Consider the following 17,332-nt stretch of genomic DNA (forward strand, 5'->3'; position numbering starts at 1 on the left):
ATTTTAACCCTGATGTCCAGAAACCCCATCGACACACCCTTGCGGACCGGCGCAGATCAAGACCCCGACGCCGTCCCCGTGGTCCGTTTCGAAGGCGTCTCCATGCGCTACGGGCGGGGTCCCGAAACCCTGCGCGACATCGGGTTTTCCCTTGCCCCAGGCTCGTTTCACTTCCTGACCGGCGCGTCTGGCGCGGGCAAGAGCTCGCTGCTCAAGCTGATCTATCTGGCCCACCGTGCGTCACGGGGTCGCGTCGAGCTGTTCGGACGCGACGTGAACCTGGTTCCGGGCGCCGACCTGCCGTTCCTGCGCCGTCGCATCGGCGTGGTGTTCCAGGAATTTCGCCTGCTCGAGCACCTGTCGGTGTTCGACAACGCCGGCCTGCCGTTGCGCATCGCCGGCCGAAAGCCGCAGACCTATCGCGACGACGTGGCCGAGCTCCTGCACTGGGTGGGCCTGGGCGAGCGGATGCACGCCCTGCCGGCCACCCTGTCGGGCGGCGAGAAGCAGCGCCTGGCCATCGCCCGCGCCGTCGTCGACCGGCCCGACATCCTGCTGGCCGACGAACCCACGGGAAACGTCGACCCGGCCATGTCGCTGCGCCTGCTGCGCCTGTTCGTCGAACTCAACCGCCTGGGCACCACGGTGCTGATCGCCACCCACGACGAGGAACTGGTGGCCCGCGCCGGCCGCCCGGTGCTGCACCTCGAGCATGGCCGCCTGGTCGATACGGGCGAGGCGCGATGAGCGGTCCGTTCGACATCAACCGCTGGAAGCCCGGCCCGCTGCTGCCGCCGCGCGACGCCCGCGACGGGGCGCTGGTCTTCGTCGTCGCCATGCTGTGCTTCCTGGCCTGCCTCACCGCCCTGGCCGCCCTGGCCGCCAACCGCGCCGCCGAGGGCTGGACCTCGCAGCTGACCGGCTCGGCCACCGTCGTCGTCCGCGCCAAGGCCGGCGAGACGCCCGACAGCGCCGCCGCCCGCGCCGCCGAGACCCTGGCCGGGGTCAAGGGCGTGGTCCAGGCCCAGGCCCTGACCAAGGACAAGGCCGAGGCCCTGCTGGAGCCGTGGATCGGCCGCGACGCCCTGGTCGCCGACCTGCCCACCCCGCGCCTGGTCACCCTCGATCTCGACCCCAAGGCCCCCGCCACCGCCGAGGCCTTGACCAAGGCCCTGCACGAGGCCGCCGTCGACGCCGTGGTCGACGACCACAGCCGCTGGATCGCCGACATCGAGCGCGGCGCGGGCCTGGCCCGCTGGGCGGCGCTCAGCGTGTTCGGCCTGATCGCCGCAGCCACGGCCGCCGTCATCACCTTCGCCACCCGCGCGGGCCTGGCCGCCCGCCACGAGGTGATCGAGGTGCTTCACCACTCGGGCGCCGAGGCCGGCTTCATCGCCAGGCTGTTCCAGAACCGGTTCGCGGCCATGGCCGCCAGCGCAGGCTTGCTCGGCGGCGCAGCGGCGGTCATGGTCGGGATCGCGGCGCGGCTGGCGGGGGGCGGTTCGGGCTTTACCCCTGTGCTGCCTCTGGCCTGGGTGGACCTTCTGGCGCCCCTGCCCTGCCCGCTGATCGCCGCGCTGGTCGCGGGGCTGGCCGCGCGCGCCGCGGCCCTCCGCCTGCTGAAGGACATGCCGTGAAGAGCATCGCCGCCTTCCTGATCGTGGTGATGATCTGGGTGCTGGGCCTGCTGGCCTTCACCTCGCGGGTGGAGCGCTCGACCCCGGCCGCCGACCCGCCCGTCGCCGACGGCGTGGTGGTGCTGACCGGCGCCTCGAACCTGCGGCTGGAGGCGGCCACCAAGCTGCTCGAGGCCGGCAAGGGCAAGCGCCTGCTGATCTCCGGCGTCAACCGCGAGGCCACCCGCGCCGACGTCCTCGACGTCACCAAGGCCGTCAAGCCGATCTACGACTGCTGCGTCGACCTGGGGTTCGCCGCGGCCGACACCGTCGGCAACGCCCGCGAGACCGCCGAATGGGCCAAGGCCCGCGGCTACAAGAGCCTGATCGTCGTCACCGCCGACTACCACATGCCGCGCTCGATGCTCGAACTGCGCGCCACCATGCCGGACGTCGAACTCTCCGCCTATCCGGTGGCCACCGAGAGCCTGAACGCCCGCCGCTGGTGGAAGCGCTCGCACACGGCCCGGCGGATGATCGTGGAATACTGCAAGTACCTGGCGATCCTGGGACGCGAGGCGTTCCTGAACCTGGGTCCGAAAGACAAGCCCGCCGAGACGTCGGAGACCGGGCCCGCCGAGACGTCGGCAACGGGGAAAGACTCTTGATCTATCTGCGCTCGTTCCTGTTCCAGCTGTTCTTCTGGCTGTGGTCGGCGACCATGGCCATCCTGATGCTGGTGACCCTGATCCTGCCGCGCCCGGTCAACCGGGCCGCCATGCGGCTATGGTCGCAGGGCGTGATCCAGGGGCTGCGCTGGCTGGCGGGCGTGCGGGTCGAGGTGCGCGGTCAGGTTCCGACCGGCCCGGCCCTGGTCGCCGCCAAGCACCAGTCGATGTTCGACGTCTTCAGCCAGTTCGCCATCCTGCCCGACGCCTGCTTCGTGATGAAGAAGGAGCTCCTGATGGTGCCGCTGTTCGGATGGCACGGCCTGAAGGCCAGGATGATCGTCGTCGACCGCGACGGCCACTCGGCGGCCCTGAAGAAGCTGGTGCGCGACAGCGTCGACCGCATGAAGGAAACCCGCCAGGTGGTGATCTTCCCCGAAGGCACCCGCGGCAAGGTCGGCGAGCCCGGCGATTACAAGCCCGGCATCGCCGCGCTCTATCGCGAACTGGAACTGCCGGTCACCCCGCTGGCCCTGAACTGCGGCCAGCACTGGCTGCACAAGAGCCTTCTGATCCAGCCCGGCGTCATCGTCTTCGAATACCTGCCGCCCATCCCCGCCGGCCTCAAGCGCGGCGAGTTCATGCGCGAACTGCAGACCCGGATCGACGGCGCGACCAAGGCGCTGGAGGACGAGGGGGTTTAAGATCCCCCTCAGTCGCTCCGCGACAGCTCCCCCAGAGGGGGAGCATCTTTCCTGCCAAATCCTCCCCCTCTGGGGGAGGTGGCCCAGAGGGCCGGAGGGGGCCGCCCGCCAGGGAGGCTCAAGCCTCCCTCGCCTCCACCATCTTTAGCAACGCCTCCATGGCGTGGTCGCGCACCCCGTCCTCGCGCAGGTGGCCGACCAGGTCGCGCAGGTAGTCGATGTTCGGCCCCGACAGCCCCCTGGCGCCGGCGATCAGTTCGGCCTGCTGCTCCAGGGTCAGCGCGCCGGCCCATTGACCGTGCTTGCGGTCGGACAGGAACACCAGGGCCGGAACCTCTCCGTCGCCGTCGATCTTCAGCTTGGCCCAGGCCTCGAAATAGGTCTCGGTCGGCTGCTCGCGTTCGCGCAGATAGGCGTAGACCTCGGGCCAGGCGGCCTCGGCGACCCGATAGGCCACGCCGCGCACGGCGCCGCCAGGAGCCAGGCCCAGCACCAGGCCCGGCCGGTCGTAGGTGCCGCGATGATGCACCGAATAGATGCAGAAGGCGCGCCTGCGCCCATGGAGAACCGCGGTTCTTCGGTCTATGAACGGGAACCCGGGCCGCCACATCAGCGATCCGTAACCGAACACCCAACGATCGCCGCCTTCCGGCTGCTCGCTCGACACGCCCAAAACCCTCACCGACCGGAACAGCCCCTTCGCCCATGACCCATAGCGACCCGACGCCGTCCCGCAAGCCCCGCCGTCGCGGCCTCGTCTTGCCTTTCGTGCTCGCGGCCCTGGTCTGCATCGTCTGGAGCGTCGGCTGGTTCTATCTGCGCAACGAGATGGTCAAGCGCATGGACGCCACTTCGGCCCACCTGAAGGCCGAGGGCTACGACCTGTCGTGGACGAAGCGCGAGGTCACCGGCTTTCCCTTCCGCCTCGACGTGCAGCTGGAGAACGCCCGAGTCGCCGAGCCCACCGGCTGGGCCGTGCGCGCACCGCAGCTGAAGGGCGAGGCGATGATCTACGGCATCGGCCACTGGATCATCGTCGCCCCGGCCGGCGTCGTCCTGACCCGTCCCGAGAAGGGCGACGTGACGATCACCGGGCAGGCCCTGCGCGCCAGCCTGGCCGGCTTCGACCAGTACCCGCCGCGCATCTCGGTCGAGGGCGCGAAACTGCTCTTCACCACCGCCGCCGACGTCGAGCCGTTCCCGATCAGCTCCACCGAGGCCCTGCAGCTGCACTTGCGCCCCGGCCCCGACCAGCAGGGGGCGATCCTGTTCAAGGCCGACGGCGCCAAGGTGGCCTTCACCGGCCTGCTCGGCCGCATCGCCCAGGACCGCACCGCCTCGCTCTACTGGGACTCGCGCCTGTCGAAGGCGCCGGCCCTGCGCGGCGACAACTGGACCGACGCCGTTCGTGATTGGACGGCCGCCGGCGGCGCCATCACCGTCGAGAGCGGCAAGCTGACCGCCGGCGACGCGCTGATCGAGGCCAGGTCCGGCGCCCTGACCGTCGACAACCAGGGCCGCCTGCAGGGCGCGCTCGACGTCACCGTGCGCGAGAAGCCGACCACCGCCGAGGCCATCACCGACGCCCGCTCGGCCGTGGCGGCGGTGGCCGCCGCCGCCGGCAAGGACCCGACGCTCAGCGCCACCCTGGAGTTCCAGAACGGCCGCACACGCCTGGGCCCGTTCGACACCGGCCCGTCGCCGCAGGTCTACGTGCCGCGCTAAACCGAACCCTCTCTCTTTGAGAGAGGGATCATAAAACCACGCAATTTCCTTCCCCGGCGACGCGGCTATTGCACCCTTCGCGGCAAGGACTATGTTCCGCCCCTCATTTTCGGGGATAGACATGGGTCGCGACGCGGACGAGACGCCGCCCTCGCTGGACGAGGTCCGATGGCGCATCGACGCCATCGATAACCAACTGCTCGCGCTGATCGACGAGCGGGCAGGCCTGTCGCGCGCCGTGGCCGCCGCCAAGCAGGCCGCCGGCGACACCGGTTTTGGCCTGCGCCCGGGCCGCGAGGCCCTGATCGTCCGCAAGCTGCTGTCGGCGGAGCGCAAGGACGCCCCCGACGCTCTCGTCATCCGCATCTGGCGCGAGCTGATGGCCGACAGCCTGTCGCGCCAGGGGCCCTTCCACCTGACCGTCTGGGGCGACGGCCGCACCGTCGAACTGGCGCGCTCGCGCTTCGGCGCCGCCCCGCCGATGAGCGTGGTCGCCGCCGACAAGGACGCGCTGGCCGCCGCCAAGACGCCATGGGCCGTCTCGGTGCTGGCCCTGCAGCCGGGCAACGCCTGGTGGGCGCGCCTGCTGGCCGAGCCGACGCTGAACATCTTCGCCGCCCTGCCCTGCCTGACCCGCTGGGGCCCGCAGGCCGCCTTCGCGGTGGCCCAGGTCGAGGTCGAACCCACCGGCGGCGACCAGACCTTCTGGGTGACCGACAGCGCCAAGAGCGCCAGCGCCATCGTCGAGGCCCTGGGCGCCGACGGCGTGGCGGCCGAACCGCTGGCCGAGGCCGGCGGCCTGAAGCTCTTTTCGCTGTCTGGCTTCTACCAGCGCAACGACGAGCGCCTGGCCCGCGCGCCGGGCCAACTGACCGGCGTCATCGGGGCTGCGCCGGTTCCCTTCGACGTGTAAGAAGGCCCCGTTTTTCGCAAGGGCCTCATGGCCCGCCTGAGACCCGTGATGACCGCTTCCGACCGTTCCGCCTCGCCTCGTCCGCTGCCCAAGCCGGGCATCCTCGACATCGCCGCCTATGTGGGCGGCAAGTCGAAGATCGAGGGGATCGCCCATCCGGTGAAGCTGTCCAGCAACGAGAACGTCCTGGGCTGCAGCGACAAGGCCAAGGCCGCCTATCGCGACGCGGTCGACCGCCTGCACGTCTATCCGGACGGCAAGTCGAACGCCCTGCGCGCCGCCGTGGCTGAGCGCTACGGCCTGGAGCCCGAGCGCCTGACCTTCGGCGACGGCAGCGACGAGATCTTCGCCCTGCTGTGCCAGGTCTATCTCGAGCCGGGCGACAACATCGTCCAGGGCGAGCACGGCTTCGCCGCCTATGCGATCGGCGCCCGCGCCTGCCAGGCGGAGGTCCGCTTCGCCAGGGAGCCGAACCGCCGCATCGATCTGGAAGAGACCCTCAAGCAAGTCGACGAGCGCACGCGCCTCGTCTTCATCGCCAACCCGGCCAACCCGACCGGCACCTGGCTGACCGGCGAGGAGATCCGCGCCATCCACGCGGCCCTGCCGCCGTCGGTGATCCTGGTGCTGGACGGCGCCTATGCCGAGTTCTGCACCGATCCGCGCTTCGAGGACGGCCTGGCCCTGGCGCGCGAGACGCAGAACGTCATCGTCACCCGCACCTTCTCGAAGATCCACGGCCTGGCCGCGCTGCGCGTGGGCTGGGGCTATGCCGACTTCGGCATCATCGATCCGATCGAGCGCATCCGCCCGCCGTTCAACACCTCGATCCCCGGCCAGGACGCCGCCATCGCCGCCCTCGCCGACCGCGAGTTCGAGGCCGCCTCGGTGGCCCTGGTCGAGCAGTGGCGCCCGTGGCTGGCCCAGCAGCTGGGCGGTCTTGGCCTGACCGTCACGCCCTCGGCCGCCAATTTCGTGCTGGTCGATTTCCCCACGACGCCGGGCAAGACCGCGCTCGACGCCGAGGCGTTCCTGGCGAGCAAGGGCTATCTCGTCCGCGCCGTGGCCAACTACGGCCTGCCGGAGTCGATCCGCATCACCATCGGCCGCGAGGAACACAACCGCGCCGTCGTGGACCTGCTGGCGCAGTTCGTGGGGCGGTGATGAGATCCCCCTTCCCCCTTGATGGGGGAAGGGTCGGGGATGGGGGTGACCACCCACCGTTCCGCCGCAACCAGACAAACCGCCGCGTCACCCCCACCCAACCCTCCCCCATCGAGGGGGAGGGCGTATAAGACAGAAACCATGTCTCCCACCGGCCTGCTCTATCCCAAGATGACCGTCGTCGGCGCCGGCCTGATCGGCGGCTCGGTGATCCTGGCCGCCCGCGCCCACGGCGTGGTCGGCCAGGTCACCATCGTCGACGCCAGCGAGGCCCACCGCGCCCGTGCGCTCGAGATCGGCCTGGCCGACCACGTCACCGGCGACCTGGCGCAGGCGGTCAAGGACGCCGACCTGGTGGTCATCGCCACGCCCGTGCTGTCGATCGGCGAGGTCGCCGCCGCCGTCGCCCCGCACATGAAGCCGGGCGCGACCCTGACCGACGTCGGCTCGACCAAGGCCACCATCGCCGAGGCCTTCCGCTCGCCCGCCCTGGCCAAGGTGTTCCCGATCCCCGGCCACCCGATCGCCGGCACCGAGCAGTCGGGTCCCGACGCCGGTTTCGCCGAGCTGTTCGAGGGCCGCTGGACCATCCTGACCCCGCTGGCCGACCGCGAGGACGAGGCGTACGCCGCCGCCGTCGCCAAGCTGTCGGCCTTCTGGCGTTCGTTCGGCGCCCAGGTCGAGCTGATGGAGGAAAAGCACCACGACCTCGTTTTGGCCGTCGTCTCCCACCTGCCCCACCTGATCGCCTACACCATCGTCGGCAGCGCGGCCGACCTGGAGAACGTCACCGAGAACGAGGTCATCAAGTATTCGGCCTCGGGCTTCCGCGACTTCACCCGCATCGCCGCCAGCGACCCGACCATGTGGCGCGACATCTTCGTGGCCAACAAGGACGCGGTGCTGGAGATGCTGGGCCGCTTCACCGAGGACCTGCAGGCCATGAGCCGCGCCATCCGCTGGGGCGACGCCGACACCCTGCACGCCCACTTCACCCGCACGCGGGCCATCCGCCGCGGCATCGTGGCGGCCGGCCAGGAAAGCGCCGAGCCGAACTTCGGGCGCGATCGCGGGAAGCACTAGTTCCTGATCCCTCCCTCTCCCTATGGGAGAGGTTTCACTGGGGCGCTGGACTATTTTACACTCGTATAGCAACCTCTTCCCAGCCGCCTCCTGGGAGAGAGACGATGACCCACACCCGTGACGCCGTGATCATCGGCGGAGGCCACAACGGCCTCGTCTGCGCCTTCTACCTGGCCAGGGCCGGGATGAAGGTCACCGTCTGCGAGGCGCGCGGCGTGGTCGGCGGGGCGGCCGTGACCGAGGAGTTCCATCCCGGCTTCCGCAACTCGGTGGCCAGCTACACGGTCAGCCTGCTCAATCCGCGGGTCATCGCCGACATGGACCTGCACGGGTTTGGCCTGACCTTCCTGGAACGGCCGATCTCCAACTTCCTGCCCATCAGCGACGACAAGCACCTGAAGCTCGGCGGCGGCCTGGAGCGCACCCAAGCCGAGTTCCGCAAGTTCAGCCGCCGCGACGCCGAGATCCTGCCGGCCTACTACGCCATGCTCGACGAGATCGGCGACGTGCTGCGCGATCTCGCCCAGGAAACCCCGCCCAACCTGGGCGACGGCCTGCCGGGCATCCTGCGGGCCCTGCGCCAGGGCGGACGCCTGGCCATGCTGTCGCGCGAACGCAAGCGCGACCTGCTCGACCTCTTCACCAAGAGCGCCCGCGATTTCCTCAATGGCTGGTTCGAGAGCGAGCCGGTCAAGGCCGCCTTCGGCTTCGACGCCGTGGTCGGCAACTACGCCAGCCCCGACACGCCCGGCTCGGCCTATGTGCTGCTGCACCACACCTTCGGCGAGGTGAACGGCAAGAAGGGCGCCTGGGGCCACGCGGTCGGCGGCATGGGGGCGATCACCCAGGCCATGGCGAAAGCCTGCGACAAGGCCGGAGTCGAGATCCTGCTGAACGCCCCCGTCGAAGGCGTACATGTCGACGGCGGAAAGGCTGTGGGCGTGCAGTTGGTCGACGGCCGCCAGATCATGGCCCCGATCGTCAGCGCCAACGTCAATCCGGCCCTGCTCTACAAGAAACTCGTGCCGCCCTCGGCCCTGCCGGCCGATTTCCGCAAGGCGATCGACGGCTACAAGAACGGCTCGGGCACCTTCCGCATGAACGTCGCCCTGTCGGAGCTGCCGGACTTCACGTCCCTGCCCGGCAAGGCCGTCGCCGAACATCACCAGAGCGGGATCGTCATCGCTCCCAGCCTCGACTACATGGACGCCGCCTATCGCGACGCCAAGGCGGGCGGCATGAGCCGCGCGCCGATCGTCGAGATGCTGATCCCCTCGACGCTCGACACCAGCCTGGCCCCGCCCGTCCAGCACGTGGCCAGCCTGTTCTGCCAGCAGTTCGCCCCCACCCTGCCGGACGGCCGGGGCTGGGACGACGAGCGCGAGGCGGCCGCGGACCTGATCATCGACACGGTCGACAGGTGGGCTCCCAACTTCAAGGCCTCGGTGCTGGGCCGCGTGATCCTGTCGCCGCTGGATCTCGAACGAAAGTTCGGTCTGATCGGCGGCGACATCATGCACGGCCACATGAGCCTGGATCAGCTGTGGGCCGCCCGCCCGCTGCTGGGCCACGCCAGCCACCGTGCGCCGATCAAGGGCCTCTACATGTGCGGCGCGGGCACGCACCCCGGCGGCGGCGTCTCGGGCAATCCCGGCCGCAACGCCGCCCGCGAGATCCTGCGCGACAAGGACTTCGCCACGGCGGTGAAACTGGCGGTCGTGGGGCGGTGATGAAGACGCGCGCGCTTCCTTTCCCCTCTATGGAGGAAGGGCCGGGGATGGGGGTGACCACGGCGGCTGCCGTCATCGACACGGCGCCTCTTCCGGAAACGCTGTCACCCCCACCCCTGCCCCTGCCCCATCAAAGGGGGAGGGATCGCGCTCTTGCTGGCGAGGTGCTGGGATGAACACGATACCCAACCACGACCCCCTCTCCGCCGATCCTCAATCGAATTGGGGCCTGCCCGGCTGGATCTACGGCTCCGAGCGGTTCTTCCGCGAGGAGCAGGACAAGGTCTTCCGGCCGTCGTGGCAGATCGTCTGCCACCTCAACGACATTCCCAGGGCCGGCGACTTCCACACCTTCGACTTCGTGGGCGAGAGCCTGGTCGTGGTGCGCGGCAAGGACGGCGGGGCGCGGGCCTTCGCCAATGTCTGCCGACACCGGGGCGCGCGGCTGCTGGACGGGCCCACCGGCCGCTGCGGCCGCATCGTCTGCCCCTACCACGCCTGGACCTACGACCTGGAAGGCCGGCTGATCGGCGTGCCGATGCGCGACGACTATCCCGCGCTCGACATGGCCAAGGAAGGGCTGGCGAAGCTCGACACCGAGATCTGGCGCGGCTTCGTCTTCGTGCGCCTGGAGGGAGACGGCCCCTCGGTGGCGGACATGATGGCCCCCTACGAGCACGAGGTCGCCCACTACCGGTTCGAGGACCTGCAGCCCTTCGGCCGCGTCACCCTGCGCCCCCGCGACGTCAACTGGAAGAACATCAGCGACAACTACTCCGACGGCCTGCACATCCCCGTCGCCCACCCAGGCCTGACCCGCCTGTTCGGCAAGGGCTATGGCGTCGAGGCGCAGACCTTCGTCGACAAGATGTGGGGCCAGCTGATCGACGAGCCGTCGAACAACCCGTCCGAGCGCCTGTATCAGCACGTCCTGCCCGACGTTCCGCACCTGCCGGGCGATCGCAAGCGGCTGTGGACCTACTTCAAGCTCTGGCCGAACTTCGCCTTCGACATCTATCCCGACCAGGTGGACTTCATGCAGTTCATCCCGGTCTCGGCCGGCCGGACCATGATCCGCGAGATCGCCTACGCCCTGCCCGACGAGCGGCGCGAGATGAAGGCCGCGCGATACCTGAACTGGCGCATCAACCGCCAGGTCAACGCCGAGGACACCGAACTGGTCGCCCGCGTCCAGCAGGGCATGGCCTCGCGCACCTTCACCGCCGGGCCTCTGGCGACCAGCGAGGTGTCTTTGCGCAGCTTCGGCCGCAAGCTGCGGGCGCTGATCCCCGAGAGCCGCCTGCCGCGGCCGCCGGAGGGGTGGTGAGCTCCCCCTCCGGCCCTCCGGGCCACCTCCCCCAGAGGGGGAGGATCTGGGTTCGCGCCCTCCAGATGCTCCCCCTCTGGGGGAGCTGTCGCGGAGCGACTGAGGGGGTCCTCCCCTGACCCGCGCCCCCTTCACCCGCGAAGCCCCCGACGTCCGCCGCCAGGCCCTGGTCGCCGCCGCCGAGGCCGTGCTGGCCCGCGAGGGCGTGGCGGGAACCTCGGTGCGGACGATCTGCGCCGAGGCCGGCGTCTCGGCCGGGCTGCTGCGGCACTATTTCGAGGGCGTCGACGACCTGATCGCCGCCGCCTACGAGGCGGTGGACCAGCGGATCGACGCGGCTCTGGAAGCCGCCGTGGCGAGCGCCGGAAACGATCCCCGCGCGCGCCTCTCGGCCTATCTGGCGGCCAGTTTCGCGCCGCCGGTGCTGGATCCCGACCTGCTGGCCGCCTGGATCGGCTTCTGGGGGCTGGTGAAGACCAAGCCGCGTATCGCCGCCATCCACGCCCAGTCCTACGCCGCCTATCGTGCGCGGCTGGAAACCCTGCTGGCCGACTGTGGCGCGCGCGACCGGCGGCTGGCGGCGATCGCCCTGACGGCCATGGTCGACGGGCTGTGGCTGGAACTGTGCCTGGACGCCAGCACGTTCTCGGCCGCCGAGGCGGTGCGGGCGCTGGAGACGGCGGCCGGCGCGTGGCTGCGCTGAACCCCAGCTCCTCCCCCGTAAAACGGGGGAGGTGGCGCGGCGCCATCGGCGCCGTGACGGAGGGGGCGACGGCCGGCGCGGCGCCCAGTCTCGCCGCCTCCACCACTTCGTGGTCCCCCTCCCCCGCAGGCGGGGAGGAGCCAAGACAAGAAAAAGCCGCCCCGACGGATCGGAGCGGCTTCAAGTCGGCCTAGATTCGAATGGAAGGATCAGGCCGCGACGGCGGCGGCGCCGGCCAGGCCCTTGCGGCCCCAGCTCGGGCGGCGGGCTTCAGGCTCGGCCACGTGCACTTCGGCGTGGCGGCCCTGGCTCGTCATGTGGCGGGCCAGCAGCTGGGCCAGGGCGACGGCCTCCGGCTGGCAGGGGTAGGACCCGATCAGTTCGGGCGAGTCGTTCCAGGTCACGTGCCAGACGCCGGCGACGGGACGGACGTAGTAGTGGTTCGAGTCGGCCATGGGGAGGCTCCTGCATCGAGGCTGACGCCAGCTTTCCCCCACGGACCGCTTCACGACAGCTGTTTCAATGCTGCACAGCAACATTGAGTTGCGGCGCACAATGCACGACCCGCGCCAGCGGTAAAACGGTTAATTCTGCGGCAACACCTCGCCCTTGTGGACGACGCCGCCCCTCATCACCTTGGCCACATCGGCCAGCACGCCGACATCGGCCAGCGGATCGCCCGCCACCGCGATCAGGTCGGCATAGCAGCCGGCCTGGGCGCACCCGACGTCCTTTTCCTTGCCCATCAATGCCGCGGCGCTGGTCGTCGCCGACTGGATCGCCTGCATCGGCGTCATGCCATAGCGGACCATGTAGGGCAGCTGACGGGCGTTCAGCCCGTGCGGATAGACGCCCGCGTCGGTGCCATAGGCGATGCGCACCCCGGCCTTCACCGCCTTGCGGAAGCCCTCGCGCTGGGCGTCCGTGGTCTCGCGGTTCTTGCGCAGGGTCTCGGCCGGCCAGCCGTTCTTCGTGCCGATCTCGTCGATGTAGTCGCCGTTGTAGATGTCGGCGACCAGCCAGGCGCCCCTGGCCTTCATCAGGGCGATCCCCTCGTCGTCGATCAGCGAGCCGTGCTCGATCGAGCGTACGCCCGCACGCACGGCGACCTTGATCCCCTCGGCCCCGTGGGCGTGGGCGGTGGCGTAGGTCCCGCGCTTGGCGGCCTCCTCGACGGCGGCCTCGATCTCTTCCTTGGAAAGCTCCAGTTGGCCCGGCTCGGTGCCGACGGTCAGCACCGCGCCGGTGGCGATCAGCTTCAGGAAATCGGCGCCGTGCACCAGGATGTCCCGCGTCTTCCGGTGGGTATCGGCGACATCCTGCACGACTCCACGGCGCATCTCGGCCGGGATGCCGACATCGGCGGCGATGCCGGTCACCTCCCCGCCCCCGCCCGGCGTCGTCACATAGGCCCCGGCCACCGACATGCGCGGCCCCGGGACCAGGCCCTTGTCGATGGCGTCGCGCAGGGCGACGTCGCCGAACGCCCGCCAGGTCCCGACGTCGCGCACGCTGGTGAAGCCGGCCATCAGCGTCGCGCGGGCATGGGCCGCGCCGATATAGGCCTGCTCGGCGGCCGTAGTCAGCAGCGGTTCGGCGATGTTCTCGGTCTGCTCCTGGTCGACGATGTGGGTGTGCATGTCGATCAGGCCGGGCAGCACGGTCAGGCCCGACCAGTCGCGCACGGGGCCGTCGGCCGGGGCGCCGGCCCAGGCGCTCACCGCCGTGATCCGCTCGCCCTCGATGCGGATCAGCCGGTCGGTCGAGACCTTGCCGGCGACCGGATCGACCAGCCGGCCGGCCCGAACATAGGAGACCTGCGCGACGGCGGCGCCCGCCGCCAGCAGCGCCAGACCGGCGACGCCGGCGGCCAGGATCGAGCGCAGGATCATGAAACGGTCCTCAGGGGCGCGCCGCCCGGCGCATCAGCAGGTGAACGGGCAAGCCGGCGGCGAGCAGCACCAGGCCCCAGATCACGGCCTCCCTGCCCGCCCCGAACAGGGTGAAGACCGCGTAGAGCCCGGCCAGGATCGCCACCACGGTCAGCAGCCGCGAGCCGGGAACCAGCCCGTCCTTTTGCAGCTTCAGCGCCGCCAGGGCGCAGGCCAGATAGGTGAACAGCGAGGCCGTGGTCGCCAGCAGGGCGATGAAGGTGAAGAGGTCGGCCATCGACTTGGCGTAGTTGATCCCGACCAGCACCGTCAGGAACAGGCCCGAGACCAGATGCGCCCGCACCGGCGTTCCGCGGCTGGACGACTTGGCCAGCGCGGCCGGGAACACCCCGCCCCTGGCCATGGCGTAGGGCATCTCGCCTTGCAGCAGCACCCAGCCGTTCAGGGCCCCGAAGGCGCTGACGGCGGCGAAGGCGGCCACGGCCATGGCCGCGCCAGAGCCCCAGAACCGGCCGATGAACTCGGCCATCGGGGCGTTGGAGGCCGTCAGGGCGTCGGGGGGCGAGAGCAGCACCACCGCCGAGCAGACCAGCAGGTAGACGACGCCGGTGAAGGCCGCGCCGAACAGGGTAGCGCGCGGGATGGTGCGGGCCGGGTCCTTGACCTTGTCGGCCGGCACGGTGGCCGACTCCAGGCCCAGCAACGCCCACAGCGTCAGGGCCGAGGCGGCGACCAGGCCGGGGCCGCCCAGTTGCGCCGTATCCAGCGGGGCGGAGATCGCGGCGGCGCCGTCGCGGCCCAGCAGCCAGGCCGACAGGCCCAGCACCGCCGCCAGCGGCAGCAGCTTGAGCACCGTGGTCACCACCTGCACCTCGCCAGCCAGGCGCGCGCCCAGGCAGTTCACCCCGATCAGGCCCCAGATCAAAGCCAGGGTGACCAGGGCGTGCAGCCCCGGCGTCTTGGCGATGGCCGGGACCAGGACCGACAGATAGCTGACCGCGCCGGTGGCGATGGCCGCGTTGCCCACCCACAGCGAGATCCAGTAGGCCCAGGCCACGACGAAGCCCGCCGTCCGCCCGAACGCCTCCTGGGTATAGGCATAGGGCCCGCCCTCGCGCGGCAGGGCCGCCGACAGCCGGGCGAAGACGAAGGCCAGGCAAAGGCCGCCGGCGATGGTGACGATCCAGCCCAGCACGCCGTTCCAGCCGTAGGGGGCCAGCGATGCGGGCAGCATGAACACGCCCGAGCCGATCATGTTGCCCACGACCAGGGCGCTGCACATCCAGAAGCCGAGGGCCTTGGGCGAAGGACTGCTCATATGGCCATGCTTTCACCCCCGCCGTGGACGCGCAACCGCCACCGCCGCGAGGCGGAGGCGGCGCGTGCTCCATCGTCGATCAGAACTTCTGGCCGAACCGCAGGCCGAAGGTCCGGGGCTGGTTGGGGATCACATAGACCTTGTCGGCGCAGACCGCCTCGGCGCACTGCACGAACCGGCTGACGCTGGCCCTCTCGTCCGTCAGGTTGGTGATGAAGGCCGACAGCGACCAGCTGTCGCGCGCGAAGCCCGACGACACGTCGAAGGTGACGTAGCCCTGCTGCTTGCCCAGGATCGCCGCCTCGACCGTCCGCAGGTCGGAATAGGACGAGGTCTGTCCCACCGCCGAGGCCTGCACGAAGGCGTCGAAGTCCTTCCAGTCGAACTCGTAGCGGGCGGTCAGGTTGGCCTTGAACTTCGGCGTGATCGGCAGCCGCGTCCCCTTGGGGGCCTGCGGACCGTCGGGGAACCCGGCCGAACCGACCGGACAGTCGGTGATCGGCACGCCGGCGCTGTCGGTCTCGCCGCAGTAGTTGGCCGTCAGCTTGGCGTCGGTGTAGGCGGCCGCGGCGTTGACCGTGAAGCCCTCGGCGACCGCGATCGTCAGGTCGGTTTCCGCGCCCTTGATCTCGGCCTCGTTGGCGTTCTTGATCTCGGTCAGGCCGTTGGCCCCCAGGATCGAGAACTGGAACTTGTTCCATTTCTCCAGATAGACCGCGCCGTTCCAGCGGAAGCGGTTCTGGGCCCAGCTCGTCTTCCAGCCCAGCTCGTAGTTCTTCAGGTAGTCCGACAGGTAGGGCGGCAGCGTGCCGCGACGGTTGATGCCGCCCGGCCGGTAGCCTTCCGAATAGGTCGCGTAGACCAGCTTGGCCGGGTCGATCTTGTAGGTGAGGGTCAGCTTGGGCGTGTTGCCCGTCTCCTTCACCCGCTTGTCGAGGTTGGTGCAGGGCGAGCCGGAGATCACCGGCCCCTTGAAGCAGGCCCGCTCGCCCGTCGAGCCGTAGCCCGCGCCGTAGCCGTAGAAGCCGACCAGCGAGTTGTCGGCCTCGAAGAAGCGGATGCCGGCCGTGGCCGTCAGGTTGGGCAGGATGTCGAACGACACCTCGCCGAAGGCGGCCTTGTCGCGGTCGACGCGCTTCTGCTCGGTCAGCCAGATTGTGCCCGGATGGCCCGACGGCGACAGCGACTCGCCCAGGGCGTCGATCTTGTAGTCCTGGTGGATGCCGTGCGCCTGGCGCTGGTAGAACAGGCCCGCGACGAAGCGCAGGCGCTTCTCCTGCGGCGAACTGATCCGCAGTTCGTGGCTGATCTTGTTGTAGCGGTCCTTGCCCTGGATGTATTGCGACGGGTCCACAGGGTTGCCGGCGTCGTCGGTCCAGTACGCGCCGTAGCCGTACAGCGTGTCGTAGAAGTACGAGTAGTCGGTGTAGTCCTGCTCGGTGTCGGTCGTACGCTGCAGGTACGAACCGGCATAGACGATGTCGAGGTTGCTGATCTTGCCCTCGACGGTCATCGCCGCCTGCCACCAGCGGTCGTCCGAGCTTTCCGGATAGTAGTGGCTGACCTTCAGGTCGCCGATGTCGGGGTCGAAGCCGAAGAAGCCGCCCGCCTTCTGCACCTGGCCCATGACCTGGGGCGTGATCGTCCAGTTCTCGCCCAGCTCGACCTTCACCGCCGCGCGGGCGCCGTGGGTCTCGACCTCGTTGTAGTTCTTCTTGGTGACGCCGTCGTTGTCGATGGTCACGCCCGAGGTCGGATAGGTCCGCGTCGAGGGCACGTTGTCGATATAGCCGGCGTCGCGCTTGCTCCAGCCGACCATGCGCACGGCCACCGTGTCCGACAGCGGCTGGTTGACGAAGCCCTCGGCCACGTAGCCCGTGCCGCCCGCCTCGACCTTGTTGAGCTCGATGTTGTAGCCGGCCTTGAAGCCCGAGGTGCTGGGCTTGTTGGTGATGATGCGGATGGTGCCGGCCTGGGAGCTTGCGCCGTACAGCGTGCCTTGCGGCCCGGCCAGCGCCTCGACCCGCTCGATGTCGTAGACGTGGACGTCGAGCGCGCCCTGGATCGTGGTGATCGGCTGCTCGTCCAGATAGATGCCCACGCTGGGCAGCGAGCCGGAGTGGTTGCCGTCGCCGCCGCTGGCCACGCCGCGCATGTAGACCTGGTTGAAGCCCGGCCCAGAGCCCTGGAAGGACACGCTGGGCAGGAACTTCACGTAGTCGGCGAAGTCGGCGACCTCCAGCTGCTCCAGCTTGGCCTGGCCCAGCGCCTGGATGCTGACCGGCACGTCCTGCAGGTTCTCCGAGCGCTTCTGGGCGGTGACCACCACCTCTTCCAGGGCCACCCCGCCTTCCTGCGCCAGCGCGGCCCCACAAAGCGCGCTGCTCGACATCAGGGCCGTGACCAGCAGGCCCGACCGCATTGTTTTTGAACGCCTAATCGACACGTGTTCACTCCTTGGCCCCAGAGAGAACGACGTTCTTCCAATG

16 protein-coding genes are annotated in these 17,332 nt (G+C 69.8%); 11 read left to right on the top strand and 5 right to left on the bottom strand.

Features of this window, described 5'->3' with window-relative positions; genetic code table 11:
• Window positions 1-12 precede the first annotated feature (12 nt).
• Genes ftsE through ACODR1_RS06295 form a run of 4 tightly spaced genes read left to right on the top strand, consistent with a single transcriptional unit; the run spans window position 13 to window position 2,988 of the window.
• Window positions 13-747: a cell division ATP-binding protein FtsE gene (ftsE, locus tag ACODR1_RS06280; protein WP_488879677.1), complete on the top strand. Its 735-nt coding sequence runs from the start codon at window positions 13-15 to the stop codon at window positions 745-747.
• A complete protein-coding gene (locus ACODR1_RS06285; RefSeq protein ID WP_488879678.1) occupies window positions 744-1,637 on the top strand; it encodes a cell division protein FtsX in 894 nt (297 codons plus the stop codon). The genes ftsE and ACODR1_RS06285 overlap by 4 nt, the downstream gene beginning before the upstream one ends.
• Window positions 1,634-2,284, top strand: a complete 651-nt coding sequence (locus tag ACODR1_RS06290) for a YdcF family protein (protein ID WP_116488107.1) — start codon at window positions 1,634-1,636, stop codon at window positions 2,282-2,284. The genes ACODR1_RS06285 and ACODR1_RS06290 overlap by 4 nt, the downstream gene beginning before the upstream one ends.
• Window positions 2,281-2,988 (top strand): lysophospholipid acyltransferase family protein, encoded by a 708-nt coding sequence (locus ACODR1_RS06295; protein WP_488879679.1) that lies wholly within the window; start codon window positions 2,281-2,283, stop codon window positions 2,986-2,988. The genes ACODR1_RS06290 and ACODR1_RS06295 overlap by 4 nt, the downstream gene beginning before the upstream one ends.
• Before the next feature lie 118 nt (window positions 2,989-3,106).
• On the opposite strand, the gene ACODR1_RS06300 is transcribed toward ACODR1_RS06295, so the two are convergent.
• A complete protein-coding gene (locus ACODR1_RS06300) occupies window positions 3,107-3,655 on the bottom strand; it encodes a gamma-glutamylcyclotransferase (RefSeq protein ID WP_488879680.1) in 549 nt (182 codons plus the stop codon).
• Window positions 3,656-3,693: 38 nt separating this feature from the next.
• Between ACODR1_RS06300 and ACODR1_RS06305 the strand changes: the two genes are divergently transcribed.
• From ACODR1_RS06305 to ACODR1_RS06335, 7 genes are all read left to right on the top strand, one after another.
• Window positions 3,694-4,713: a DUF2125 domain-containing protein gene (locus ACODR1_RS06305; RefSeq protein ID WP_488879681.1), complete on the top strand. Its 1,020-nt coding sequence runs from the start codon at window positions 3,694-3,696 to the stop codon at window positions 4,711-4,713.
• 121 nt (window positions 4,714-4,834) lie between these two features.
• Window positions 4,835-5,626: a chorismate mutase gene (locus ACODR1_RS06310; RefSeq protein WP_488879682.1), complete on the top strand. Its 792-nt coding sequence runs from the start codon at window positions 4,835-4,837 to the stop codon at window positions 5,624-5,626.
• Window positions 5,627-5,674: 48 nt separating this feature from the next.
• A complete protein-coding gene (gene hisC, locus ACODR1_RS06315; RefSeq protein ID WP_488879683.1) occupies window positions 5,675-6,790 on the top strand; it encodes a histidinol-phosphate transaminase in 1,116 nt (371 codons plus the stop codon).
• A 141-nt stretch (window positions 6,791-6,931) separates the two neighbouring features.
• Window positions 6,932-7,873 (top strand): prephenate/arogenate dehydrogenase family protein, encoded by a 942-nt coding sequence (locus ACODR1_RS06320; RefSeq protein ID WP_488879684.1) that lies wholly within the window; start codon window positions 6,932-6,934, stop codon window positions 7,871-7,873.
• Window positions 7,874-7,977: 104 nt separating this feature from the next.
• On the top strand, window positions 7,978-9,603 hold the full coding sequence (locus ACODR1_RS06325) for a phytoene desaturase family protein (protein WP_488879685.1): 1,626 nt from the start codon (window positions 7,978-7,980) through the stop codon (window positions 9,601-9,603).
• Between the two features lie 172 nt (window positions 9,604-9,775).
• Window positions 9,776-10,930, top strand: coding sequence for an aromatic ring-hydroxylating oxygenase subunit alpha (locus tag ACODR1_RS06330; RefSeq protein WP_488879686.1), 1,155 nt, complete (start codon window positions 9,776-9,778; stop codon window positions 10,928-10,930).
• A gap of 115 nt (window positions 10,931-11,045) precedes the next feature.
• Window positions 11,046-11,633, top strand: coding sequence for a TetR/AcrR family transcriptional regulator (locus ACODR1_RS06335; RefSeq protein WP_488879712.1), 588 nt, complete (start codon window positions 11,046-11,048; stop codon window positions 11,631-11,633).
• 209 nt (window positions 11,634-11,842) lie between these two features.
• Here the strand turns inward: ACODR1_RS06335 and ACODR1_RS06340 are convergent, their stop codons facing one another.
• The 4 genes from ACODR1_RS06340 to ACODR1_RS06355 all read right to left on the bottom strand — a co-directional run bounded on the left by ACODR1_RS06340 (window position 11,843) and on the right by ACODR1_RS06355 (window position 17,265).
• Window positions 11,843-12,088 (bottom strand): hypothetical protein, encoded by a 246-nt coding sequence (locus tag ACODR1_RS06340; RefSeq protein WP_488879687.1) that lies wholly within the window; start codon window positions 12,086-12,088, stop codon window positions 11,843-11,845.
• Between the two features lie 129 nt (window positions 12,089-12,217).
• Complete coding sequence (locus ACODR1_RS06345; RefSeq protein ID WP_488879688.1) at window positions 12,218-13,525, bottom strand: Xaa-Pro dipeptidase; 1,308 nt, start codon at window positions 13,523-13,525, stop codon at window positions 12,218-12,220.
• A 10-nt stretch (window positions 13,526-13,535) separates the two neighbouring features.
• Window positions 13,536-14,843 (bottom strand): APC family permease, encoded by a 1,308-nt coding sequence (locus ACODR1_RS06350; protein ID WP_488879689.1) that lies wholly within the window; start codon window positions 14,841-14,843, stop codon window positions 13,536-13,538.
• A gap of 79 nt (window positions 14,844-14,922) precedes the next feature.
• On the bottom strand, window positions 14,923-17,265 hold the full coding sequence (locus ACODR1_RS06355; RefSeq protein ID WP_488879690.1) for a TonB-dependent receptor: 2,343 nt from the start codon (window positions 17,263-17,265) through the stop codon (window positions 14,923-14,925).
• Window positions 17,266-17,332 lie beyond the last annotated feature (67 nt).

The sequence above is a fragment of the Caulobacter sp. FG7 genome (assembly GCF_057808875.1).

What these genes read in the sequence shown, in the direction of transcription:
- ACODR1_RS06340 (WP_488879687.1), bottom strand. Translation starts at nt 12,088, where the DNA reads ATGGCCGACTCGAACCACTACTACGTCCGTCCCGTCGCCGGCGTCTGG.
- ACODR1_RS06305 (WP_488879681.1), top strand. Translation starts at nt 3,694, where the DNA reads ATGACCCATAGCGACCCGACGCCGTCCCGCAAGCCCCGCCGTCGCGGC.
- ACODR1_RS06345 (WP_488879688.1), bottom strand. Translation starts at nt 13,525, where the DNA reads ATGATCCTGCGCTCGATCCTGGCCGCCGGCGTCGCCGGTCTGGCGCTG.
- ACODR1_RS06350 (WP_488879689.1), bottom strand. Translation starts at nt 14,843, where the DNA reads ATGAGCAGTCCTTCGCCCAAGGCCCTCGGCTTCTGGATGTGCAGCGCC.
- ACODR1_RS06355 (WP_488879690.1), bottom strand. Translation starts at nt 17,265, where the DNA reads ATGCGGTCGGGCCTGCTGGTCACGGCCCTGATGTCGAGCAGCGCGCTT.
- ftsE (WP_488879677.1), top strand. Translation starts at nt 13, where the DNA reads ATGTCCAGAAACCCCATCGACACACCCTTGCGGACCGGCGCAGATCAA.
- ACODR1_RS06330 (WP_488879686.1), top strand. Translation starts at nt 9,776, where the DNA reads ATGAACACGATACCCAACCACGACCCCCTCTCCGCCGATCCTCAATCG.
- ACODR1_RS06325 (WP_488879685.1), top strand. Translation starts at nt 7,978, where the DNA reads ATGACCCACACCCGTGACGCCGTGATCATCGGCGGAGGCCACAACGGC.
- ACODR1_RS06310 (WP_488879682.1), top strand. Translation starts at nt 4,835, where the DNA reads ATGGGTCGCGACGCGGACGAGACGCCGCCCTCGCTGGACGAGGTCCGA.
- hisC (WP_488879683.1), top strand. Translation starts at nt 5,675, where the DNA reads ATGACCGCTTCCGACCGTTCCGCCTCGCCTCGTCCGCTGCCCAAGCCG.
- ACODR1_RS06320 (WP_488879684.1), top strand. Translation starts at nt 6,932, where the DNA reads ATGTCTCCCACCGGCCTGCTCTATCCCAAGATGACCGTCGTCGGCGCC.
- ACODR1_RS06285 (WP_488879678.1), top strand. Translation starts at nt 744, where the DNA reads ATGAGCGGTCCGTTCGACATCAACCGCTGGAAGCCCGGCCCGCTGCTG.